This window comes from Paenibacillus sp. UNC499MF, assembly GCF_900107975.1.
Taxonomy (GTDB): Bacteria; Bacillota; Bacilli; order Paenibacillales; family NBRC-103111; genus Paenibacillus_F.
In genome coordinates this window covers 73,988-99,627 of the sequence record NZ_FNVF01000009.1, presented here as the reverse complement: position 1 = coordinate 99,627, position 25,640 = coordinate 73,988, and the positions used below count along the sequence as shown (strand labels likewise).

At 53.9% G+C, this 25,640-nt stretch carries 11 protein-coding genes; 2 read left to right on the top strand and 9 right to left on the bottom strand.

From position 1 onward, the window contains the following. Nucleotides 1–487: 487 nt before the first annotated feature. The gene (locus C4S74_RS18410) at nucleotides 488–1,072 is read right to left on the bottom strand and encodes a TetR/AcrR family transcriptional regulator (RefSeq protein WP_103996749.1); all 585 of its coding nucleotides are present in this window, start codon (nucleotides 1,070–1,072) and stop codon (nucleotides 488–490) included. 181 nt (nucleotides 1,073–1,253) lie between these two features. Here C4S74_RS18410 and C4S74_RS18405 point away from each other — a divergent pair, with 181 nt between their 5' ends. After that, nucleotides 1,254–2,729, top strand: coding sequence for an MFS transporter (locus C4S74_RS18405; protein ID WP_181024469.1), 1,476 nt, complete (start codon nucleotides 1,254–1,256; stop codon nucleotides 2,727–2,729). 288 nt (nucleotides 2,730–3,017) lie between these two features. Continuing rightward, entirely contained in the window at nucleotides 3,018–4,322 is a 1,305-nt protein-coding gene (locus tag C4S74_RS18400; protein ID WP_103996747.1) for an erythromycin esterase family protein, read from the top strand. Nucleotides 4,323–4,581: 259 nt separating this feature from the next. Here C4S74_RS18400 and C4S74_RS18395 read toward each other — a convergent pair whose 3' ends face one another. From C4S74_RS18395 to C4S74_RS18355, 8 genes are all read right to left on the bottom strand, one after another. After that, nucleotides 4,582–5,244 carry a nitroreductase family protein gene (locus C4S74_RS18395; RefSeq protein ID WP_103996746.1) on the bottom strand — a complete coding sequence of 221 codons (663 nt, stop codon included), beginning with the start codon at nucleotides 5,242–5,244 and terminating at the stop codon, nucleotides 4,582–4,584. A 371-nt stretch (nucleotides 5,245–5,615) separates the two neighbouring features. Beyond that, nucleotides 5,616–7,871, bottom strand: coding sequence for a N,N-dimethylformamidase beta subunit family domain-containing protein (locus C4S74_RS18385; RefSeq protein WP_103996745.1), 2,256 nt, complete (start codon nucleotides 7,869–7,871; stop codon nucleotides 5,616–5,618). A gap of 360 nt (nucleotides 7,872–8,231) precedes the next feature. After that, nucleotides 8,232–8,486 carry an acyl carrier protein gene (locus C4S74_RS18380; protein ID WP_103996744.1) on the bottom strand — a complete coding sequence of 85 codons (255 nt, stop codon included), beginning with the start codon at nucleotides 8,484–8,486 and terminating at the stop codon, nucleotides 8,232–8,234. 3 nt (nucleotides 8,487–8,489) lie between these two features. After that, the gene (locus tag C4S74_RS18375; RefSeq protein WP_103996743.1) at nucleotides 8,490–9,524 is read right to left on the bottom strand and encodes an HAD family hydrolase; all 1,035 of its coding nucleotides are present in this window, start codon (nucleotides 9,522–9,524) and stop codon (nucleotides 8,490–8,492) included. Further along, complete coding sequence (locus C4S74_RS18370) at nucleotides 9,508–9,966, bottom strand: GNAT family N-acetyltransferase (RefSeq protein WP_103996742.1); 459 nt, start codon at nucleotides 9,964–9,966, stop codon at nucleotides 9,508–9,510. The genes C4S74_RS18375 and C4S74_RS18370 overlap by 17 nt, the downstream gene beginning before the upstream one ends. A 25-nt stretch (nucleotides 9,967–9,991) precedes the next feature. Continuing rightward, entirely contained in the window at nucleotides 9,992–11,161 is a 1,170-nt protein-coding gene (locus C4S74_RS18365; RefSeq protein WP_103996741.1) for a bis-aminopropyl spermidine synthase family protein, read from the bottom strand. Nucleotides 11,162–11,335: 174 nt separating this feature from the next. After that, nucleotides 11,336–17,833, bottom strand: coding sequence for a type I polyketide synthase (locus C4S74_RS18360; protein WP_103996740.1), 6,498 nt, complete (start codon nucleotides 17,831–17,833; stop codon nucleotides 11,336–11,338). Continuing rightward, the gene (locus C4S74_RS18355) at nucleotides 17,830–25,629 is read right to left on the bottom strand and encodes a type I polyketide synthase (protein WP_103996739.1); all 7,800 of its coding nucleotides are present in this window, start codon (nucleotides 25,627–25,629) and stop codon (nucleotides 17,830–17,832) included. Before C4S74_RS18355 ends, C4S74_RS18360 begins: the two co-directional genes overlap by 4 nt. Nucleotides 25,630–25,640 lie beyond the last annotated feature (11 nt).

Here is a 25,640-nt window from a genome sequence, read left to right as displayed (position 1 = left end):
TAAATAGCTTCCGCTTATTGTACAAGGCGGAAGCTATTTTGCTTAAAACCGGGAAGTAAAGCAAGCGTGATCAAATTGCGCATGGTCGATTCACCGCCCCGCTTCCACACACGGTAACCTTCACCGGCTGAAGCAGCTATTTGGAACAGACGCTTGCGGAACTTAGCGAATCTTCCGGTGAGCGCAAGCTTCAGCCCATCCATCGCCCTTTAAAAAAAGCAGCCCGCCCTCGGATGAGGAACGAGCTGCTTTTGCTGTTCGTATCTGCTTCGCATATAATTCTCGTCTCCGCATGTTCTGCGAGATAACTTTGTTGGAACGGAAGGATTACTAATCGTCCGCTCTAATGGCCGTAGTTTGTGCGTGCTTTGTGCGTGCCAAATTGAGCGGACGGCTCGTATACATCGATTACAATATGCGATAACTCGATTTTGCAGAGAATGAACATTAAGCGGCTAGGGTTCTCCGGCGAAATGAATGCCGTCCGTTATCCGCGATGGTTGTCCGCAGTAAGCTGCTTCTCCAAGAGCAGCTCCGCAGCCTTCCGGAAATACTCCGGATCAGATTCGGATTTATCCAAGTAGCTCTTCATGACGAATCCGTCATACAACATCCTCAGCTGCACAGTCAGCTCCTCGGGCTGTCGTGCCCCGCCTTCCTCGGCAAGCTCCAGAACCCGAGACCAGAAGCTCCTCTGAATGGCCAGTAATTTGACGTGGGCGGGGTGATCCGGGTCAGGGAATTCAACCGCCGCGTTCAAAAACGGGCATCCCCGGTAATCCGGCATCCCCATCTGTTCGGTCACATCGCGAATAAGGGCGCTGAGTTGTTCCTTAGGGGAGCTTGGATACATCTGCCTCAGCTTTTCCAGTTTTTCTACTTTTAGCTCATCCCTGGATTCGAGATAAGCAACAGCCAGATCATCTTTCGTCGCGAAGCTTCGATAGAAGCTTGCCTTGGCAACGCCGGATTGTTTGATAATCCGATCAATGCCGACGGCCCGTATTCCTTCCATGTAAAACAATTCGGAGGCGACCCGCAGTATACGATCTCTAGCCGATTCTTTTTTCATTTTCGTCCCCCGTCTCTATTGGTTTGCAAAAGGTTAGCAAAAAAAGGGAAAAAAGTGTATTGACATGAGACAGATCTGTCTGTATCATTTCGCCATAAAGAGACAGACCTGTCTCCTCCATTATATGAAAGCCTCTCGCCTCCTGTCAATTGAGCGAGTAGTGCGAAAGGGGAAATTCTCTATGTCCAACATGCTTCCGGATGCTTCCGCCCAGGCGGTCCGGACTCGCGCTTCCGTCTCCAAAGGTGACGGACGCAGATCGCGTCTGATGCTGCCCGCTCTGCTTTTGCCGGTATTTATGGCAGTGTCGAACGTGTTCATCGTGAACGTAGCTACGCCTTCGATTCAGAAAGGGCTCGGGGCCAGCTTCGCGGATGTTCAATTCATGCTGACCGGGTATACTCTTACGTTCGCCGTACTGCTTATTATCGGCGCCCGGCTGGGTGACCGGTTTGGACGCCGGAGGATGCTGTTCATCGGAGTGGCTTTATTCACGGTCGCTTCTCTGGTATGCGGCTTATCTGCCCATGTCACAATGCTTATTGCTTCGCGCGTCCTGCAAGGCGTCGGCGCCGCTCTGTTTATGCCGCAGGTTTTATCCCTCATTCAAGCCAATTATACTCCGGAACGTCGAGGGGCGGTCTTCGGCATGTATGGAGCGACCCAGGGAATCGCCGCAACGGCCGGGCAGATAATCGGCGGGCTGCTTCTTCGCATGAATCTGTGGGAGCTGGATTGGAGAGCAGTGTTTCTGATCAGCGTCCTGCTCGGGGCTCTGATATTAGCCTTGATTCCGTTTATTCCGGAATCAGGCTCACAGGATCGTGCCGGACTGGATTGGATCGGAGCCGCACTCGCCGCGGCCGGCCTGCTGATGCTCGTCTATCCGCTCGTGCAGGGACAGCGTACAGGATGGCCCGCCGGCCTCATTGCCAGTTTGCTCTTGTCTGCGCCTATGCTGGTTTTGTTCGCCTGGTACGAGCGGGGACTGCTGCGCCGCGGCCGGCTCCCGTTTATGAATGTCGATCTCTTTAAAAATAAGGTGTTTGCGCTCGGTATTATCGTCGTGCTGCTGTTGATGTCGTCGCAGGGGGCCTTCTTCCTTGTCGCCGCCTACATGCTTCAGCTTGGACTTCATTTCTCGGCTCTGCAAGCAGGCCTTGTAATCGGATTGATGGGAATGGGTTATTTTCTCGCATCGCTGTTCTCTTCCCGAGTCGCCGCGAAGCTTGGAGCCCATGTGCTGACCCTCGGCTCCATCTTGACGACAGCAGGCTACCTGCTGCTTAGCTGGGCGGTCCGAACGACCGGGGTTTCATCCGATATCGGCGTATGGCTCCCGGCTCTGGCAGTGCTCGGCATCGGTCAAGGCTTCGTCGCCGCGCCGCTGACTAATATCGTTTTGGCGAAAATCCGCACCGCGGACATAGGCTCCGCATCCGGTGTCATGACAACCAGCATACAAATCGCCTCAACGATCGGAATCGCTCTGATCGGCACTGTTTGGCTTAGCGCTCTTGAAGCCTATGACGGCTCGGTATCCGCGTATTCCGACGCGTTTAACATTTGCTTATATGTGCTGGCCGCCGCCGCTGTTCTCATCCTTCCGCTGGCATTAAAGCTGGCGGGGCGAAACGGAACCGGCCGATTAGGATAGTAAAAGTGTCCGCCATGACCATACAGCGGGGCGGATGAAGAATTTGCTTTATCTCGCCGTCAGCGCGAATGGAGATTACAAAAAGGACATCCGTTTTGAGTTTCAGAGCGGATGTCCTTTTGTTCATTCAACGGCTGTCGAGTCTGAGTCCGCAAATCCATGAGTTTTACCGTTTTGCTAGCCAGCGAAAAGGTCATTGCCGCATCGCTATACGCGAACCGTTTGCGGTTAATGATTAGATAAATCGGAAATAATTCACACATACCGACAATAGGAGGAAACTGCCTCATGAATCCCAACGATCGACCGACCGGGCAAAATGCCTATTTGAAAGAGCTGAATGCCTTATTTATCCCTTTGGACAAAACGGATAACCTGGACCGGATGGTAGAAGCCATTGGAGACGCGGATATTGTGCTGCTCGGCGAGGCGAGCCATGGAACATCTGATTTTTACCGGGTGCGGGCCGAGCTTTCGAAGAGGCTGATTATAAGCAAGGGTTTCAACATTATCGGTGTCGAAGGAGACTGGCCCGCGGCTTACCGGTTGAACCGGTATGTCAAAGGAATGGCAGGAGCCGATTCCTCGGCGGCCGGGGCGCTTGGCGATTTTACCCGGTGGCCGGCTTGGATGTGGGCAAATACGGATATTCGGGATTTCGCGGAGTGGATCAAAGCGCATAATGCGGCAATTCACGGAGGCGGCAGCGGGCGGCAGAAGGTCGGTTTTTACGGCATAGACATGTATTCGCTGTGGGAATCGATGGAGGCCATTATCGGCTATCTGGAAAAGACAGAGTCTCCCCAGCTGGAACAGGCCCGCCGGACCTACGCCTGCTTCGATCCCTACGGCAGGGACCATCAGACGTATGGCATTGCGGCGGGCTTGCTCTCGGAGAGCTGCGAGGATGAAGTGATTGAGCTGCTGAAGCAGATGCAGAGCCGGCGCATGGCACATCCGGACAACGAGGAAGAATTGAATGCGGAAGTAAACATGCTGGTCACTTCCAGCTCGGAGGCCTATTATCGGACGATGGTCCGGGGCGGACCGCAGTCCTGGAATGTGCGGGACCGGCATATGGTTGATTCGCTGAAGCGAATTATGGCCTATTACGGGTCCTCCGCCAAAGCCATCGTCTGGGAGCATAACACGCATATCGGGGATGCGCGGGCAACGGATATGGCGCAGGAGGGCATGGTCAACGTCGGGCAGCTCCTGCGGGAAGATCCGGAACACCGGGTGTTCGCCGTCGGCTTCGGTACCTATCAGGGCGAGGTGCTGGCCGGAAGCTCCTGGGGAGCACCAGTGGAGAAAATGACCGTACCGCCCGGACAACCGGGAAGCTGGGAAGAATATATGCACCGGGCCGGACGCGGACGGGACGGCATGGTCCTGCTCTCCGAGGCATCCTCCGTGCTCCAGACGGCCATCGGCCACCGCGCCATCGGAGTGGTTTACGATCCGAATCGGGAGCGATTCGGAAATTATGTGCCTTCCAGCATGAAGGACCGGTATGACGCGTTTGTTCATCTCGACCGGACCACGGCTCTCCAGCCCCTGCCTGCCCTTCAGCCGGTTGCGGAAGAAGTATAACGGTCAAAAGAAATCGTTTGGACGTTTGAATGAATGCTTATATTGAAATCGGGTAGTGACCGTTCGTGCTCGGACCAATTCGGCATCGGCGAGGCCCCGTAATATCAGAGCTGCAGCGTATCACTCGCGTCGTAGGAACCGGCATCGTCGCAATCCGAACGTTTTCTACATAGACATATAGTGCGCTCTCTATCGCCGGCTAAACAAATAGACGCCGGGATTCCGTTGAATCCTCTGGCGTCTTTTCGTTGTGGAATATTTATGCCTGGGGCATTTCGTTGTAGAAAGTGACATCCTCAATCGGCAATCTTACCGTCGGATGTCCCGACTTCGTCGCCTTGCCTATGGCGATAAGCATAACAGGAGCGTACCGCTCTGAAATATGGAAGGCTTCCATGAATTTGGCTTCGTCATAGCCGGCCATCGGGACCGTATCGTACCCTTTGGCTTTGGCTACGAGCATGAGCTGCATGGATACCAAGCCACCGTCAATAGAAACAATCCGGCGAATTCTTTCCGCAGGCATGCTTTTGAACATCTCTTCATAGCGCTCCACGAACGATTTAGCCGTCTCTGCAGGCATATAACCCGCATCAGCCGTCATTCCGTAAATTTTTTCGGCCAGTTTGTAGCTCTCCATATCTCCTAATACCGCAATGACGGCCGAAGCCTCGATCACTTGCTGCTGATTATTCGCGATCGGAAGCAGCTTTTGCTTCAGCTCCGGCGAATCGATCACGAGGAACCTCCACGGCTGCAAATTGGCTGCTGAAGGAGCCAGGGTCGTTTGCTGCAAGATTTCGTTCATTTCCTCCTGCGAAATCTTGACATCGGGATCATAGCTGCGGACGGACCGGCGATCCTTAATAACATTGAAAAACTGCTGCTGCTCCACCGTTAAAGATGTTTGTAAAATGGACATAGCTCTCTCTCCTCCTCAATAATTACTGCGCTCCTATCAGGCACAGGATATCTTAAATAAACGGACGAACAATTAACTGAAACATATATGATTACAGTATATAACGTTCCGGGTGACTTTTCAATCCTAAAATGGAATTTTTTACTTGCATCGCAAGGAGCTATCGTATGCTGCTTTAGCAGTGGGACAGTCTGCTTCTGTACATCTCCCCTAATCGCTTCCAGCTTCGCATCTGTTTTCAGACCGCAGCGCAATCCGGTTAATCTCCCCCTGTTTACTGCAATCTCGTTGTCGTGCTGCCTGTCTGCAAATAAACTTAAAACCGAGGGAGCTTTTCCCTCGGCTTTATTGATGTTCGTTTCACTTTTAAATTACAGCAGCAGATTGTTCAGCACGTTGTCGCTGATTCGGACTACGTTGTTGTTGTAATTGTTCCAGCCCAGGCTGCCGGCCCAGTTAATCGAACCGACAGAGAACACGGCGCCTCCGCCATGAATATCAAAATAAGTCATATCCGCCCGTACGAGCGGGTTTGCGGTGCCTCCCTGACCCGGCGCAGTGTGAAGCAGGTCTTCATGCACGAATTGGTAGTTATCGTCATGACCAGTCGATGTCGCCAGACGCAGCGTGTGCGGAGGTGTTCCCAGACTCAAATCGTAACGGTCGATTTCATCGCCGGCGGCTCCTCCGGCTGCATGTCCGAAATCACCAATGATCTCGTTATCGCCGATTCCGCCAAAAATAAATGCGGCTTCCGGTTTGAAGCTGTCATCTAACCGCCGGTAGCCGGTAGCGGATCCGCCCCCCAAAGCGCTGGTACCTACCCCGACAACGCGCTGGGGCACATAACCATGGTGACGCCATAGTCCGCCGGACTCTCCCGTCGTGCTGTGGAACATTTCGCCCGGAGGAGAGTCCGAAGCGCGTGAACCGGAGTTGCCGCGCCTTACTTCCAATAGGGACGGCCGGTCCGGATCGAGGCTCGTTACCCAATAAAACCCGTTGCCGCCTAAATACATGACCCGCCCGCCGCTCGCTAAATATTGCTCCAGAGCCTTCATCATCGGTCTTGTCCAGTATTCGGGATGGCTTCCGGTAATCAGCACCTTGTAAGGGCTCAATAGATTAACACCCTCATGGTGCAAATCCTCGTCCGTAGCAACGTCATAGCTCTGACCCCGTTTCTCCAGCCACCCTGTAATGTACAAATCGGCGGAGAAATGGCGTACGGCCCGCCAGTTACGGTAGTGAGGCCGGATATTCAGAAGCGGCCGCAGACGAGAGGAGAACTGCACGCCGCTGCCATCGTTATGCAGGTCGTAGATGGAGTTTCCCAGCTCCGGATGTTCATCCAAATAAACGTCTTGGGAAGGAAGGACGTAGTCCTCCCCCAGATAGTCTTTGGCAAATTTAAACAGCCGTTCGTTCCCGTAAGCCACGTAAGTGTTGGTCGGCGCTAGAAACAGAACGGGCGCATTTGCAGTTCCTTGAATAGGCCGCACAAAGAAAGGAACAAAGTCTACGCTGCCTTCAGCTTCAAGTTTGAGCGCGTATATTCCACTCGGCAGATCGTCCGGGATTTTCCAGGAAATATCAATCTCCCATCCGGCATCGACCAGATCGTTATCATGGAAATGAACAGCCGCATATTGTTCGGGCGCTTGCCGGTAATCGAGCTGTTCCCCGGTCCAGTTATGACTGGTTACCGCCCTTGTGCCTCCCTGGTGCAGAGTGCCGTGATAGCCGCCTGCCGACAGGTCCTTAAGGCTGGCAGATGAAATATCGGCGCTGAAATCGTAATCCGCCAAGGGAGCAGCGCCAATTCCGTTTGTGCCAAGCAGCACGTCCGTTATCAACTCTTCGGTCAGAAGCTGTCCCCAAAACCGGGGATTCCCGATTTTACCGTTGTAATGATGAACGGTGCCTCCGGGAGCCGCAGGGTCGGAATCCGCAGCGAGCAGGACGCGTGCTGCGGCGAAACTGCTGTAATCCAAATTTGCAGCAGCGGTATGAACTTGCAGGCCGTCATCAGCTCTCCACCCGTCCCCGCCGGTGACACAAAGCTTGGCTTCCTGTGTGCTTGCCGCATACTGGAGGACTACGGAATACCATCTATTTTTCTTAAGCGGGATATCGGTGCGGACTGTAACGGACTGCCCGCAGCCGCCGGTTAGGGATAATGCAAGACGTCCGTCGGTTTCTACTGCCAGGACAGCGCCGGATGCGCCATCCGCAGAGCGTGCGGACCAGACGGTCTGGATATAGTCATAGACGGGGACCGTCGGGTAAATCCACAGCTGTGCCGAGAATTCGCCGCTCTGCATCCAATTCTCCGGCAGGGGAAGCTCGGCGTAGGAACCTGGAGCCGTTATCTGCCGCCGCCCGGGATATTCCCCCGCGCAATCGGCCGTCACCGGTTCCGTCGGCAGCAAAACGGAGTTGTCCGGATCAGGCATCCCTTCGCTTAAGCGCACAACACTAGCCGCATATACCGAGCTTCCGGTATCAATCATAAAGTGCAGATCTTGCCCGGGCTGGACGCTGAATTCATTCGCATACCCGATAATTTTCACGGGATTTGGGGCCTGCGGATCGGTCACATTCGTTTTCACATCTGCTTTAGACATTCGTACATTCCTCCCGTAGTTCAAAGTTTTTCTTTGTACAACGTGAATCGGTTCTGTTATGACTGCCATAAGTAAGGTGAGAACGAAACCTGGGTTCCTTCCTCTTATACCGCATACAAGATTGCGCAAGATCCTGCAAGGTGTATGAGATATAACAGAAGTATAACATGTAAATAATAAGGAAAATAGGTAAATATTGTGTATAATAAACTGTTCTGAATATTGACAGTGATATAAAATGATCCATACATAATTACTCACCCGTCTGTTCGCACAAATAAAAAATACCATAACAAAGCAGGAATAAGCCCCGCTTAATCATGGTATTTAAAGTCTATGTCTTCTGCTGCCTGCTGCAATTCAGGAGTTCTCCCGTTTGCTCTTAACCACCCATTCCGTCAAGTGTTTTACGCTGCTGATGGAATCCAGAGTCAAATCATCCTCGTCTACGGTAAAGTCAAACCGCTTCTCTAATTCCGCAAGCAGTCTGATTAACGTCATAGAATCCAACACTCCGGCCGTGCCGATTAAGACCGTATCGTTATCAACAAACGGCAAGTGAAACATATTCTTGATTATATCCGTAATCTCTTGTTCGATCGCATCACGGTTCATCGTTCATTCTCCAATCTCGAGCCAAGTAAATACTTTGTGCGGAATCGGCAGCTGCAGGATGTAGGTGGATTCCATGTCATCCGCAGCGGTTTTCTTGAAGCCGAGCATTTCCAACAACAGTCTGGCCGGTAAATTTCGCTCTTTGCGCACCAATCGGCACCGTACCGTTTCCGCCATAGGGTGCTGTTGTCCGAGCCGTTCAAGAACCGTATACAAAAATGCCGAAGCGATGCCACGGCCTTCAATCCGACATGAGATGCAAAAGAGATCCAGATTGATCTCTGCGCCGGCGGTATTCACAAAACAGGTTCCGATAAGCCCGTGCGCGCCGAACCGATCCTCAAGCTTGGCCACATACAAATAGCGGCCGTCCTGCTTGCAATAGGAATCTACGAACGGCATGTCGATTCTTTCCAGCAAACTGTTCATCTGATTCGTACGATGGGACAATTCGACAACCCGGGGGTAATCTTCCTCCTGTGCTAAACGGATCCCCAGTTTCATACCGCATTCCTTTAAAAATTGCTCGCGGCTTCCCTTGTACTCTTTACTGGCTTCTTCCCGCCTGGATCGCGCCTGCATATATTGACGCCGGTTCACCGATTCCTCGGTCGCATGGCTATTCTGAAATTCGGGGTACTCAGGCAAATCCCGGTATTGACGGGCATCATAAGTGCGTATTTGCGGCACATAATAGTTAATTTCAAACCGTTCGAACGGATCGTTGTCGATCAGAGCCAGCGAATCCAGCCCGATATTCAGTTCCTTTGCTATCCGTTCCATGCTGAGCGCTTTTGAGTCGAAATGGCACTGCGGATACAGGAAATAGTGACCGACGCCGAGCTCCTCCAGCTTGCTTTTTACCTGTTCCCAGTTGTTGCGGCTGGCTATGCTCTGAACAATACCGCGCCGGTCCAACGTATCGAGTACGTTTTTTATCCCCGGCAGGAGTTCAATGCCCGTTTCATCTTCTTTAAGCGTCCCCTGCCACAACGTATCGTCTAAATCCCAGACCAGGCATTTAATCATGGGATGCATTTGGAAACAGCTCCATTGTCAAATGGGTCGGCTTGAAGCCGTATTTCTTATAAAGCAGCCTCATCGGCAAGTTGCCCACATGCACCTTACCGACGATCTGCGTAACTTCCTCGCTTTTGCAATAGTTCATTCCCGCCTCGAAAAGCTCATCGACATAAGCGGTGCCCCGGCAGGATTCGGCAATATAGAAACTTTTGAAATTCGCATACGTTTCTTTGGTAACCGAGTTTTTACGAGGGGTTATCCACATCCAGCCTGAAACTTCCCCGTCCACGTCGAGAACAAGCATTCCTTTTCTCTCGTAACGATAAGCCTTTTCCAGTTTTTTCGTATGGAACAGAGGATCGGTAATCGCCTCTTCTCCGAATGAAATCGTGGAGATTTCTGTCTCGAATCTTGTAATAACGGCAATATCCCGGGGCTCGATTTCTCTAATCGGCATCTTGCTGTAACTCCAATCTGCGTTCTTATGCGTTCTTTTTTTGAATGAGCTCGAAAGTCTCGTAACGGCAGCCGGGGCAGCCCTCTTTCTTCAACTGCTCGATCGTTTGCCACTGCATTTGAAAGCCGACTTCGGTCACGCGGTTACAGCGTTTGCACTCGTATGAGCGAATCGTACGTTTCACTTCACCGGTATACAGCGCCTGTCTGTATTCACGCTCGATGCTTTCATGCGTCTCTTCAGTAGATTGTAACACAATCATCTGGCTTGTGTTACCAATAATTTCCGCACCGATATATTCATTGAATCGAGGCAGGACACTGGTCACGAACAAGCCCATATTGGCAAATTCGCGCTGCATCGCCAAGGTGAAGTCAGGTGACTTGTGGGCGAACGACAGGAAGATAGGGAGTCCTACATCCCGTTTCAGCAATTGAATTCCGCGGGAGACGAACAATGACATCCCCTGCTGTGTATAAGGGGGATCGGTGAACACGCAATCGAAGCGGTGCAAAAATTCGGACGGAAGCTGTTCGCGAAAATCCGTTTCGTGGCAGACGATCGGCAAATCTTCTTTTTCCGCCAGATAGTTTATGTAGCCGGTAATACGTTTATCGATTTCGAATACGTGAATACGGGTGTTCGACTTGGAGGGATCATTACGGTAAAGCTGCTTCAGCAGAAATGCCAGCGATACGCTGACGATATCATCGTCCCCAAGACAAACGATGTCTCTGCCGATCAGAGCTTCATGACGAAGCGCCAGAACAGCCCGGTTCATGCTCGTAGCCAGCGTGCAGCGCGACTGGTCAATCGTAACATCGACCTGAGGCCGTCCCTCAAAGACGCTCTCCAGCCCGGTCATCATGTCCTTCAGCTCTTCAGGCTGCCACTGCTCGTATTTCAAGCGCTTATACAGATCATGATCCAAATGGCCGAACCCCATCGTTTGCTCGACAAAGCGGTTTCCTCTAGCGGTGCAGTTTACTCCCCGTTTTTGTTCGATGAGGGCAACCTTAATCAGCTCTTTTTTAATTGCGGACACAAGCGGCAGGGGCAGCAGCGTTTTTCTGGCAATCTCTTTGGTGGAAATGCCCGGTTTGAAATAAATATCCAGAAGAACGTTCTCGATTACTTTTTTCCCTTCCTTAATCGTCACTTGTGAATAAACGTAATCTATCAGATTTTTATTCATATATTTACCATCCACTCCTTTAACGAATATATTATCCAGCGTAATGCACAATTGTATATTAATGTATTTCCAACAAGCGCAACCATTATCCTATAATTACCAAAAAAAAGCAAGGCATCCGTGAACAGGCGATAGCCTTGTCACATGATGCCTTGCCGGTAAAGCTGCCTCGTATCATTCCATGACGGAAATTCGAATGAACGGACTCAATTGATGAATCGTCCGATAGTTGAATAATTGCTGTCCTTCCGCCGACAAACCTTGTTTCTCCATTTCGATCTCGACCCGAACGGCGTGAAGGGACGTTCCGCCCAGCCGGAAAAAATCGTCGTCAATTCCGATGCCGCCGATCCCGAGCACCCGTTCCCAAATTTGCACTAAGGCTGCCTCTGTCTCATTGGACGGAGCCCGGTACGGAGCTCTTTGAGCCTCGCTCTCCTCTATCTCCCTCACCGGAATCTGGAGCAGCCTGGAAGCGTCCGAATACTGCAGCGGAAGCAAATGACGGTAATGCTGCTGGTTTTCACGCCCGCTGCCGCTTAGAGTTTCCGCCCAATCCGTTCTTTCTAAACTTCGCGCCGTACCTGCGGCGCTGCTCGCTTCTACTTGATTTTCACGTCCGGAAAGCTGAGATTGAGTCAGTCCTGCGCGGGGCAGAGGCTCGTTAAGGATTTCTATATGCTTGATAGAATCAGGGATATCCTTTACCGCGACCCGGAAGCGCACCCTGCGGCCGGACTCTTCCGTGACGCTCCACGGTCCCCTTCTGAAAAATGCGAGCAGCGGCTCATTTTTCCCGGTAATTGCGCACACTGCCTCCACATATTCGGCCTTCCGTTCACGGCAGTAAGCCTTCAAAGAACTGATCACGGCCGACTCGATCCCTCTGCCTAGAATGCGGCAGCTTAGCAGGAAGACATCCAGATGAACGACGTCTTTCTCGCATCGCGTTATAACCGCCCCTGTCAGTCCGTAATGTCCGAACCGGTCTGAGGCTTCAATCGCCCAGCATTTCGTATCCGGTTCAGCCCGCATGGCTTCCAGTTCACTCTCTGCTCTTGTATCGGCGTTCAGCGTGAATTGATTGGTGCGCTGCGTCAGTTGGGCTATGCGGGGCAGTTGTTCGGCAGCCGCTTCGTAAATGCCCATTTTAAGATCCAGCTCGTCGAGAAAAGCCTGCAGAGAGGAAGTCGTAGAACGAATTTGTTTGCGCGTGCGCTCCGAGACATACATTTCGGTTCTCCTTTTATCCTCTTCCGTAACACGCAGACGGTCCGTTGCCCAGATATGCTCCAGGAATGCCGGGATCAGCCGCTCTTCAGGGAGCTGAAGCGTAAGAACTTCCGGGCACTGCAGCTGTACTTCGGAACATTCCAGCGAACTGTCATCGATGAAAATAAAGCTGTCCAGTCCTAACCCCAGTTCTTCCGCCAGCGAAAGCAAGTTTTCGGATTTTGAGTTCCAATTGATCCGCGTTCCCGCAAAATGCTCTTTTTTAAGCAGCATGTCCGGGTTATGCTCGAGTACATTCCACACATCCGCTTCATTATTTTTGCTGACGAGCACCAGAAGCATGCCTTCCTGCTGCTTGTTCAACAGATACCGCTGGAACTCGCGGTAAGGCTCCGAAGCCGTCACTCCTGCAGCCCCGTCTTCCCCGCACACCCCGTGCCACAGAGTGTTATCGCAATCCACGGCAATCACTTTGAACGGGTGTCCCTGCCAAGCGAGCAGACGACGGGCGGTAAGGGTGCCGATAGCCGCATAAGCTTCCGACGTGAACGGCATATGTGCAGCTTGATCGGCAGCGGAATCGTGCATGTGTTCAATGCCGAACACGGCGTCAAGCTCTCTGAAATCGATAACCTGAACATGATCCAGCCGTTCCAATTCGCGCTTCCAGCGATTTCCGAGCTCTTCCAGGTAGCTCTCCATGACCGGAGAAGCTCCTGGTGGAGCGGATACGGGGAACACTCCGGCGAATAAAGGGCCCGTTCTCCGGCCTGCGGATAAAGTCTGCAGCAGATCGGCCAGTGCCCGTTCAAGCTTTTTAATCTGCCGGGCCTCCGGAGAGCGGTCATCCCGCAGCCAATCTTCGAAACGGACGAGCAGCAGTCCCGCAGCCTCTTCGGACGAGAAGGAGCTGTCCGGATTCAATAGCTCTTGAAACACCTGCTGATACGGTGCGAAACGGATGTCAACCCGTGTTCCGAACTGCTCTCCCCACCAGCTGACATAAGGGCGGATCGGGTCCGCAGTAAAGGTAGAGACGGCCGTTACCGTAAAGACACGCTCCGGCAGCGAACTGCTTCTTTTTGCCGCCGCTTCAGACTCCTGCTCTTCGGTGAACAGCCGGATTTCTCTCAATTCGAGAGCGGGGTTGTCCAGAGCCAGTTCAATCAGATCCGTAAAATGCCCCATCAGTCCCGCCATGGTAGCTTCTTCGAACAAAGCGGTGTTGTACTGCAAGACACAGAGCAGACCGCCATTATCCGCAAAGCCGATATCGAGTTTGAAATCAAGCTTGGAAATACCTTTCGTAATTTCAAAGTTCTCGAAAGTGAGTCCTTCGGCGGTAAGCACGGTCTCTCCATCAAATTCATTGTGGAAAATCATCATGGTATCAAAAAGAGGATTACGTCCGCGCGGTAATTTCGCCGAGAGCTTCTCCACCATCCGGTCGAACGGGAAGTCTTGATTCTCATAGGCGTTCATCATCGTGTCATTCAGAAGTTGCAGTTGGTCGAGAAGACTAAGCCGGTCTTGGAACCGGACCCGGATCGGCAGGAAGTTCGTGAACATGCCTATTAAAGGCTCCACGTCGGCATGCCGCCTGCCTGCCACCAGCGAGCCGACCGTAATGTCGCTCTGGCCGGTATATTCGTGCAGCACAATCGTGTATAGATGAAACAAGAGGACATTAATCGTAACATTCTGCGATTTGGCCAAAGCATTCAGCCGGTCTGCGGTTTCCTTGGACAAACGGATCTTGTGCGCCCTGCCGACAAAGGACTGGAATTCGGGCCTCTCGAAGTCATACGGCATGTTCAGCACGGGAATTGTGTGCCGGAACTGGTTCATCCAATACTCCTCTTGCTTCCGGATAACGTCCCCGTCCAGCAGGCGGTGCTGCCATTCCGCGAAATCCTTATATTGAATGCGCAGAGGCGGGAGTTCGTTTCCAGCATACAGATCGCTGAATTCCTTAATAAACACATTCATTGAAGCGCCGTCCGAAACAATATTGTGCATATCCATAAACAGCACATGTTTCTCCGGCTCTATTCGGACAAAAGCGGCGCGGATAAGAGGGGCTTTGCCCAGATCAAACGGCCTGATAAATTTCCGCATGATTTTCTTTAAATCTTCCTCGTCCGCTTCCATGCGTTCAACGGTAAACGTGAAGCTCTCATGAATACGCTGGACCGGTTCTCCGTCTACCATATGAAACGAGGTGCGCATGTTCTCATGACGCTGAATCAATTTAATGAAAGCCTGCTCAAAACGGTCCGCTTCCGCTTTTCCGTACACCCACAAAGCCATCGGCATGTTGTAGGTGGTTACCGGGCCGATTTGCTGGTGAATGAGGAACGTGCGCTTTTGTGCGGAGGACAAGCGGTAGTAAGGTTTGCTTTCGGCCGGTTCGATAGCTAAATATTTATTTTTAGCCGTCTGCCCGATATAACGGGCAAGCGCACTTATGGTCGGCATGTTAAAAATATCCGACAGAGCCAGCTCCACATCGAGTTCCCTGTGAATCTTAGTGATCAGACTGGTCGCTTTCAAAGAATGCCCGCCTATTTCGAAGAAATCCTCATGAACGCCGATTTGCTCCAAGCCGAACAGATTGCGCCATATGCCGGCCAGCGTCTCTTCCAGCGGACTGCTTGGTTCGGATACCCCTTTCTGCGTCGCTGTCCGGTCATCCCGCTCGGTAATGGCGTTTTGTCCTGTCTTCTTACCCGGCGAATCGGAGTGGACGATCCGGATTCCCTCCTCATCAAGCCAGTAACGACGGCGGTCAAACGGATAAGTCGGCAAAGGAATACGGTTTCGTTTCTCTTCCCCGTAAAAGCGGGTCCAATTTATTTTTACACCCGCATTCCATAAGCGCCCCACTTGAAGGAGCAGGTAAGCGATATCGGATGTTTTCTGCTTCGGATGCCGCAGGAGGTTCACCATAACAGGCTCATTTTTGGCACCGGCCGACTTTTTGAAAAATTCATAATGACTCTTCGCAAATGCGGTCAGGGCATTGCCTCCGCCTACCTCTACAAACGCTGCGTCCATTTCGTTCATCAGAGTGCCGAGCCCGTCCGAGAACTTTACCGTGCCGCGCAGGTGCTGTGCCCAATAAGCGGAACTGATTGCCTGCTCATCCTGAATCCAAGATCCCGTGACATTGGATATAAAGGGCAGCTGCGGTGCTTTCAGCACAAGCTTGCCTACCTCGCGCTCAAACGATTCCAGAATCGGTTCCATCATGGCGGAATGGAAGGCGTGCGACGTGTGGAGACGGCTGCATTCGACTCCTTTCTCTTCCAAGGAACCCGCCAATGAAGCGACCGCTTCCGGAGTGCCGGAAACAACGCACATGGAAGGAGCATTCACCGAAGCCAGCGATACCCCGCCGGACAGCAGCGGAAGAACCTCCTGCTCGGTCAGCGGGACGCTCAGCATGACACCGCCTGGCAGGCTCTGCATCAATTGACCGCGAAGAGTTACGAGCCGCACCGCATCCTCCAGCGAGAAGACGCCTGCCAGACATGCGGCGACGTATTCACCGATGCTGTGCCCGATCATGGCTTGCGGCTGCACGCCCCATTTCATCATGAGTCTGGCGAGCGCATATTCGACCGTAAACAGGACCGGCTGGGCAATGTCAGTCCGGTTAATCAGCGGCGTATCCGGCTCATCGGCGGAGGGATACAGAACCCGCTTCGCCACATGGCGGATCTCATCGGGCATCAGATCGAAGCAGTGGTCCGCCTCCTCGCGAAACGCCGGCTCCTGCTCATACAACTCCCTGCCCATTCCGGCGTACTGCGAGCCTTGGCCGGAAAACATGAATACGACCGGCTGCTCATCGGCAGGGGCAAGTCCGTTCTGAACATCGGGCGATCCCGGCTCAGCCAGCCTTACGGCCGCTTCACCCGCGCTGCCGCAGACGAGTGTCCTGCGGTGCGGGAAAGCCGCCCGTCCCTCATGGAGCGTATAGGCCATGTCGGCCAAGCATACTTCCGGATGCTCCTGCAAATGCTGCGCTATCCGCTCCGTCAGTCTGTCGAGCGATGCTTCCGTCTTGGCCGACAAAGAGATGAGCTGCGCCGACCTGCCCCGGGAAGAAGCGGAAGCAGGCGGCGCTTCCTCCAGGACAACGTGGGCATTCGTGCCGCCGATGCCGAATGAGCTGACGCCTGCCCGAAGAGGGAAGGAATCGTTGGTCCAGTCTCTTAACCGGTCATTGACAAAGAACGGACTGTTCTCAAAGTCGATTTTGGGATTCGGGCGTTCATAATGAAGCGTAGGCGGCAGCTGTTTATGGGCCAGAGCGAGCACCGTCTTTATGAACCCGGCTACTCCTGCTGCGTTGTTTAGATGCCCGATATTGGATTTAACGGAGCCGATGCCGCAGTATTTCTTTTTGTCCGTTTGAAAAGCGGTTTTCAATGCTTCGATTTCGATCGGATCACCAAGTGTCGTACCTGTACCGTGCGCTTCAATATAGGAGATGCTTTCCGGCTCCACCTCAGCTATATGATGAGCGGCACGGATTACGGACGCCTGGCCTGAAGTGCTGGGAGCGGTATAGCCTACTTTCCGGCTACCGTCGTTATTGATCGCCGAGCCTTTAATTACGGCATATATATGGTCGCCGTCCGCGAGCGCATCCTCCAGCGGTTTCAAGACGACAATCCCGGCGCCTTCACCGAAGACGGTGCCCGCCCCTTTCTCGTCGAAAGCCCGGCAGTGCCCGTCGGGCGAATTAATCATCCCTTCCTGATAGAAATAACCGGCTTTCTTGGGCAGTTGTATCGACACGCCGCCGGCCAGCGCCATGCCGCACTCCCCGCTGAGGAGACTTTGACAAGCAAGGTGAATGGCAACAAGCGAAGTCGAACAAGCCGTCTGCACCGTAAAGCTCGGTCCCTTCATATTGAGCTTATAAGAAACGAGCGTGGCCATATAATCGCGCAAATTGAGCATAGCCGTCTCCAGGGTAGCGGATTCCTCCGCCGTCCCCAGCCCCTTGAATGCGCGCATGAACCAGTTGGAATTGAAGGCCGCGCCCGCATATAACCCGATCGAGCCTTTATACGTTCTGGGATCATAACCCGCTTGTTCGAGCGCTTCCCAGGAACATTCGTGCATAAGGCGGAACTGCGGGTCCATAAGCTCCGCTTCGCGAGGCGTATAATCGAAAAATTCGGGATCGAAGTACTCGAGATCATCGAGTACTCCCTTGGCCTTCACATAATTGGGGTGAGTCACCGCATTTATATCGATGCCCTCTTCCAACAGCTCTTCATCACTGAAAAAAGATATACTCTCTTTGCCGCTGCAGAGGTTATTCCAATATTCCCGCAAGTTTTTGGCTCCCGGAAACCTGCCCGACATGCCGATTACGGCAATTTCCGACCCGTTATACTCTGTACCGCTCGATATGCTCATAGCAAGACCTCTCCTTTGCGTCTTTTTTCTTTTTGCTGCTGCTGCCGCTTTCTTCCCTTCGCGGCGGAGTCGATCATCTGATTTTCCATTTCAGCCTCTTCCGCCTCGTCTTCTTCGCTGTGGGTAAGGCGCTGAGCGAGGGCATGAATGCTCGGATAGGTGAACATATCAACAACGGCAATACTTTCGTTCAACGCTTCATTTAATTTGGCGGTCACCTGAATCATATCCAGCGAGCTTGCTCCCAGATCGAAGAAATTGTCGTGGATACCAACCTCGTCAATACGGAAAAATTGTTTCCACACGTCGGCGATCGTCTTCTCGACCCGATTGCGGGGCGCCGCGTAAGGTGTAGTTAGATCCGGCCTGCTGAATGAGGCGCCCCCTGCCGCGTGACTGTCTTCCTTCTTGCCCGCGTGCCGAATCCATTGATCGATCCGCGTCTGAAGATCTCCGGTCGATACGATGATTTGGCTGCTGCCGCACGGGCTGTAGACGTAGCGGAACAGATCAGGCGCTTCGGCAGGCGTTATCGCCAGTTCGACAAGCGACTCTCCGATCGTCGAGCGGTGTTCTTCCCAGAACTCCCACGCATCCCAATTGACGCACAGCCATTTCGTCCCGCCTGCCCGGTTCTGTTTGCGGGCAAAGGCATCCATATACAAATTCGCGGCCGAATAAGCGCTGAAGCCGAGTCCACCGAGTATGCTGGCGATGGAGGAGAACAGGATGCATATCTCTGTCTCCCTGTCGGCAATCAGCCTGCCCAGCGTCTGCAAGCCCTGGACTTTGGCGCGGAACTGCTCGTCGGACTGGTCCCCGACGATATTCTCGATCGCGCGGAAAGATTCGCCGCCGGGAAGACCCGCCGCCTGCACGACGCCATGAAGGCGGCCGTACTCGCGATCAATAAATTTGAAAACCCGGCGCATCTCTTCTTCATTGGACAAGTCGGCCTGCATATAGGTAACCTCGGCGCCGAGTTCTTCCAGTTGCAGGACACGTCTGATTTTTCGGGAAAGCGGATGCTCCTCTCCATTTTCGGCCAGGTAACGGGTATATTCTTTCCTGTCGGGAAAGTTTGAACGTCCGGTAAGAATGAGCCGCGCGCCGTAATTGCGCGCCAGGAACTCTGCCGTCAGCATCCCGATGCCTCCAAGCCCTCCCGTAATCAGATATATACCCTGCTCCCGGAACGGAGCTGCCGGTTTATCCGCCTGGCGCAGTCCCACCGGCTTGAAATTTTGAACCCACCGGTAGTTCCCCCGATAAGCGATTAACAGATCCGAAGACGGAGATGATAATTCCGTGATGACATTACCGGCGATTCGCCGCTTGTGCTTTGTCTCTTCCTGTACATCGATATCGATACTCACACATGTAATCCCGCTGTATTCCTGCTGAATGACCATACAGGGTCCGAGCAGCGTCATTTTACCCGGAGACAGCGGCTCCGTCCCCGTTACCTCCTGCATTCCCGAGGACACGACTGCTATACGGATCTCCTCTACCTTATGCTTGCGCAGCGCCTGAGCCAAATAGATCAGGCTGTAGTAACCTTCTTGTTGCTGGCGGCGTTCAACCGCTTGCGCATCGGAAGGTTCCATTTCCTCTTCTTCCTTCCCGGAGGAGGAAACATTCCACAGATGAGCGACTTTGTCGGGAACGAAATCCCGCTTTTGCAGTTCCTCCAGCAGCCGGACGTAATGCTCCGCAGAGCCCGGGACAAGCGTGAACGTTCCGTTCTCATGAGCGATGAAGGCGCTGCCCGCCTTAACGATTACAGTCCGCTCACCTCTATTTTGAACACTTGCGGCAAGTTCGTCCGCGATCCCGCAGTCATCTTTAAATACAAGCCAGTTATGACTGTTCTGACGGCTTTCTCCCGGATACTCCTCCAGCAGGGCGCGTTCCCAGGAAGGATAATAGAACCATTCCGACATGTCGGGATTTTTGCCGCCTCTTCGGGCTGAGGACGGCCGCGCTCCCGCCAGCGGCTGCTGCTCATCATCGAGCCAATAGCGCTGGCGCTCCATCGGATAGGTGGGCAGCTCAATGCGCCTGCGCCGCTCACGGGCGTAATAGCCCGTCCAATCGATGTCGATACCCGACAGCCAGAGGCGGCCGATTTTGTTCAACAGATGCTCGGTATCGGAAACGGCTTCCTGGGGATGTCTCAGCATATTTACGACTATCCGGTCGCGCGAACCGGCTTCATGCTTGCGTACGAATGTGCTGAGCGAATTGCCCGGACCGGCTTCTATGAATACGGAGCGCGGATTTTTCAACAATTCCTCAAGCCCGTCCGCAAACCGCACGGTCGATCGCAAATGCCGGACCCAATACTGCTCATCCGTAGCCTCTTGGGGTGTAATCCACGTGCCGGAAACGTTGGAAATAAAGGGCAGTGCAGGCTCATGCAGCCGGATCGAGCGCACTTTATCCGCAAACGCCGCCAGTATCGGATCCATCATATGAGAGTGGAAGGCATGAGATGTGTGAAGAAGACGGCAGGCACAGCCTTTGTCTTCAAGCAGCCGTGAGAAGGCATCGATCTCTGCCGATGGGCCGGATACGACGCACAAGGAGGAGCTGTTGACTGCCGCCAGTGCAAGATGATCAGGCAGCAACGGGCGCAGCTCCGCTTCCGGCATCGCCACGCTGAGCATAGATCCCCCCGGCAGCCCCTGCATGAGCCGGCCGCGAAGCGCCACGAGCTGCAGCGCATCTTCCAGCGTGAATACACCCGCCAGACAGGCTGCCACATATTCGCCGATACTGTGGCCCAGCATCGCTTCGGGCTCGATGCCCCAGCGTATAAGCAGCTTGGCAAACGCGTATTCGATCATAAAAAGCACGGGCTGGGCGATATCCGTCCGCTTCAGGAGTTCCTCTCTCGCGTCTCGGTCCGGATCGCCGGCATAAAGGACAGCATTTAGGTCAACTTGTACATACGGTTGAAGAAGCTCGAAGCAGCGATCAAGTTCTTCCCTGAATGCAGGTTCGTTAAGGTAGAGGTCCCGTCCCATGCCGACGTATTGCGATCCCTGGCCCGGGAACATGAATACAACAGAGCTTGTTTGCGCCCCCGTCTGGCCCTCGGCAATTTTACCGGACCCGTCCGACGTCAATAGGCCGATCGCTTCTTCCGCACCCCTGCACACGAAGGCGGCTCTCCATTCAAAGGCCTTCCTGCCTGCTTGCAGCGTATATGCCGTATCTGCCAGATTAACTTGCGGATTCTCTGTCAAAAATGCGGCAAGACGTGCTTTCGCCTCCGTCAAAGCCGTGGGCGTTCTTGCCGACAAGAGCAGCAGCTTCTCTGCCCGGCCTTCGTCCGACGGCTCTCTTGGCGGAGCTTCTTCGAGAATAACGTGCGCATTCGTGCCGCCGATGCCAAATGAGCTGACTCCGGAGCGCAGAGGATGCCCGCTGCTTTCCCAAGGCGCCAGTTCGGTATTGACGACGAAGGGGCTGTTGGCGAAATCAATCTTGGGATTTCCCCGTTCATAATGCAGGCTCGGCGGAATTTGCTTCGCTTTGAGCGCCAATACCGTTTTGATAAATCCGGCCGCTCCGGCTGCGCTGTTAAGATGGCCGACGTTCGTCTTGACGGAGCCGATACGGCAAAATCCCTTTTTATCGGAGCCGAAGGCTTCCTTTAAAGCCTCAATCTCAATGGGATCCCCCATGCTTGTGCCTGTTCCGTGCGCCTCTACATAAGTGATGCTTTCCGGGTCCACACCCGACATCCGATGAGCGGCACGAATGACTTCGGCCTGCCCCTTTGTGCTTGGAGCGGTAAAGCCTACCTTGCGGGTGCCGTCATTGTTCAAGCCAAAGCCTTTGATAACGGCGTGGATGACGTCTCCGTCCGCAATGGCATCGCTCAGCCGTTTCAGTACGACGACACCGACTCCGTCTCCGAAAACAGTTCCTGCCGCCTGCTCGTCGAAGGCCCGGCAATGCCCGTCGGGTGACTGAATCATACCGTCTTCATACAAATAACCGGATTTGTCGGGTACGCTGACAGTGGAACCGCCGGCCAGAGCGATATCGCACGCGCCCGCCAATAAACCTTGCGAAGCCAGAACGATATTAACCAGGGATGTGGAGCAAGCGGTCTGCATGGAGATGCTGGGGCCCCGGAGATTGAGTTTATACGACAGCTGGGTGCTGAAAAACTCCCTGTCGTTAAGAAGCATGGCGCTGAATCGTTCCGTTCCGCCCAAAGCAGGCGCAAAGCGGGAAACCCATTCCAGATTCGGAGTCGCGCCCGCATAGACGCCGATAAGTCCCGGATAAGTGTCGGGATTGTAGGCGGCGGATTCGATCGCTTCCCAGGCGCATTCGTGAAACAGCCGCAGCTGCGGGTCCATTAGCTGCGCTTCCCGCGGTGAATAGCCGAAAAACGCGGCATCGAACTGATCGATTCCGTTCAAAGCGCCTTTGGCTTTTACATAAGAAGGATGGGATACAAGCTGGGGGTCGACGCCTGCCTGTACCAGCTCTTCGTCCGTGAAGAACGTTATCGACTCAACGCCGTCGCGCAAATTGTTCCAGAACTGGCCGATGCTGTCCGCACCCGGAAATCTGGCGGCCATGCCTATGACCGCTATCTCAAGTCCGTTCTCCCCCGCCGCCTCACGTTCCGCTTGTTCCCATGCTCCCGGCAGACCCCTGTCTTGGGCCGATATGGTCCGCATCCGCTCGGAACGCGCCATTCCCTCGTTAATGACATTACGGCGTTCCGTTTCGTCTTCAACTGCCGTGCTGGCGGACGCTGACCTTTCCTGCCCGTTTTCACGCAAGAATGCCGCCAGGGTTCGAACGGTGGGATAGGAATACAAGGTAACTACGGGCACTTCCCTTCCCAGTACACCCGCAAGCTTATCGGCCATTTGGGAAATATCGAGCGAGCTTGCCCCGATTTCAAAAAAGTTGTCATTAACCCCAAGCTCCGCGAATCCGAAATGACGCTGGACAAGGTCCCCAACCGTCTGCTCAATAGAGGATACAGACTGCATGCGGGCGGCTGCTGGGGTTTGTTTGACGGTATCGCTTCGGGTCTCCGTTTCCGGAGGAGTCATTCTCCGCTGACCCGTTCTCTCGTGAGTATTTCCCACTGAGAGCTGTGAGCCCTCAACGGAATACCGCTGGCGCTCGAACGGATAAGTCGGCAGAGCAACCCGCCGGCGGCGTTCCGAATGGTAGAACCCCTTCCAGTCGATCCGCGCGCCCGCGATCCACAGTTTGCCTAGCTTCTCCAGTAAGAAAGCATCATCCGCGGCCTGTTCGTGCGGGTGACGGACGAGATGGAGCACTTCATGCTTCCGCTCCGTGTCTTTCCCCTGTTGTTTACGGATAAAGCTGCTGAGAACATTGCCGGGCCCGATTTCTAAAAATACGGCCGGCTTCTCCTTAAGCAGCTCGGCCGCCCCGCTGGCAAACCGCACCGTTTCCCGCAAATGCCTGGTCCAATAGGCGGGGTCGGCGGCATCTTCCGTCGTAATCCATGTACCCGTTACATTGGACACATACGGAATTAACGGGGCGGATAGGACGACCTGCTTGACTTTGTCCGCAAACTTCTCCAATATCGGCTCCATCATGGGCGAGTGAAACGCATGCGACGTATGAAGCTTTCGGTGCGCCACCTGCAGCCCGGCAAGTTTGGTTTCAAAGGAAGCGATGACCGCATGAGGGCCGGAAACGACACAGAGCTCGGGTCCGTTAACGGCTGCCAGCGCCAGATCTTCCGGAAGCAGCTCCGCCAAACTTGCTTCGTCAAGAGAGACGCTCAGCATCTCTCCTGCCGGCAGGCTCTGCATAAGCTTGCCGCGCAGTGTGACGAGTTTCAGCGCGTCGTTAAGTGACAGAACACCCGACAGGCACGCAGCCGTATACTCTCCGATACTGTGCCCGATCATTGCGTCCGGCTTGACGCCCCATGACATCAGGAGCTGCGCGAGCGAATATTCGAACGCGAATAATGCCGGCTGCGCCGCTTCCGTCCGGTTGATCCCATCGGCAGCCGCCGCGTTGTCCGAAGCCCGGTACAGTGCATGCCTGGGATCGGCGCCGCCCTCTGCCGTAATAATCTCGCAGCAGCGGTCCATCTCCGCCCGGAACAAAGGCTCTTTGCGGTATAAATCGGCTCCCATATTCACATACTGCGACCCCTGTCCGGGGAAGAGGAAAACAACCCGGGTCTGATCCCTCTCCGACTCGCCCGTTTGCACGCTGCCTTCATCGGGAGCATTCAGACGCTCTAAAGCTTCACGGACATCGGAGCAGACCAGTGTTCTGCGGTGGCGGAACCGCTTGCGTCCTGTCTGCAGCGTATAAGCCGCATCAGCCAAGTCGGCTTCGGGACAAGTCCGCAGAAACTCGCCGAGATTGCGAGTCGCCCGTTCCAATCCTTCCTCCGTCCGGGCAGAGAGCACGAGCAGTTTCAGATCGCGTCCCGCCGAGCTTGCCTCGCCAATCGGGGCCTCCTCCAGAATGACGTGGGCATTCGTACCCCCGATACCGAAGGAGCTGACTCCTGCTCGCAGAGGCCCTTCCGTTCTTTTCCAATCGCTAAGCTCCGAATTGACTCTGAAAGGAGAGTTTTCAAAATCGATTTTGGGATTCGGTTTATGAAAATGAAGGCTTGGCGGGATTTGCTGATGCTTAAGCGCCAACACGGTCTTGATAAAACCCGCGACTCCCGCCGCGGCGTCGAGATGCCCGATATTGGATTTAAGCGAACCGATTTTGCAAAAGCCCTTTTTGTCCGAGGCGAAAGCAGCCTGCAGAGCTTCCACTTCAATCGGGTCCCCCAGCGTAGTCCCTGTTCCGTGCGCCTCAATGTACCCGACAGTTTCGGGGTGAACTTCCGCCATTTGATGGGCCGCGCGGATGACTTCCACCTGGCCGTTCGTGCTTGGCGCCGTGTACCCTACTTTCCGGCTGCCGTCATTGTTAACCGCCGAGCCTTTGATAACGGCTTGAATAGTATCGCCGTCCTTAACGGCGTCCGCGAGCCGCTTGAGCACGACGATTCCGATTCCGTCACCGAACAAAGTGCCGCCTGCGCCTTCGTCAAAAGGCCGGCAGTGTCCGTCGGGAGACTGGATCATTCCTTCCTGGTAGAGATAGCCGGTCGTGCGCGGCAAATTGATCGAAACCCCTCCGGCCAAAGCAAGATCGCATTCCCCGGCCAGCAATCCCTGACAAGCCAGGTGGATGGATACAAGAGAGGTGGAGCAAGCCGTTTGCACGCTTACGCTTGGACCTTTCAGATTGAGCTTGTATGAAATTCGCGTCGTGAACGAAGGATTATTCAATTGCAGAATTTGAAAATGATCACTGGCATGTGCGGCGTTCATAACTTGGCTGGCGACCCAATAGGTGTTGGGAGAAGCCCCTGCATACACCCCGATTAGCTGATCCTCCGTTTCCGGAGGGTGTCCCGCATTCTCAAGCGCTTCCCAAGCGCACTCGTGGAACAGACGGAACTGCGGATCGATCAGCTCGGCCTCCCGCGGCGTGTATTCAAAAAACGGCGCATCGAACGACTCCACGTCCTCTATCTGGGACTTGGCTTTTACATACTGGGGATGCTTGAGTATCTCCGGGGCAATTCCCGCTTTCTCCAGTTCCTCGTCCGTAAAAAAAGTGACCGACTCCTTGCCGGCACGCAAGTTTTCCCAAAATTCCGTGAGGTTCTTCGCACCCGGAAATCTTCCTGCCATTCCGATAACGGCAATTTCCAACCCGGTTTCTCCGTACTTTTCGTTCTCGGCACTCATCTTGCCACCTC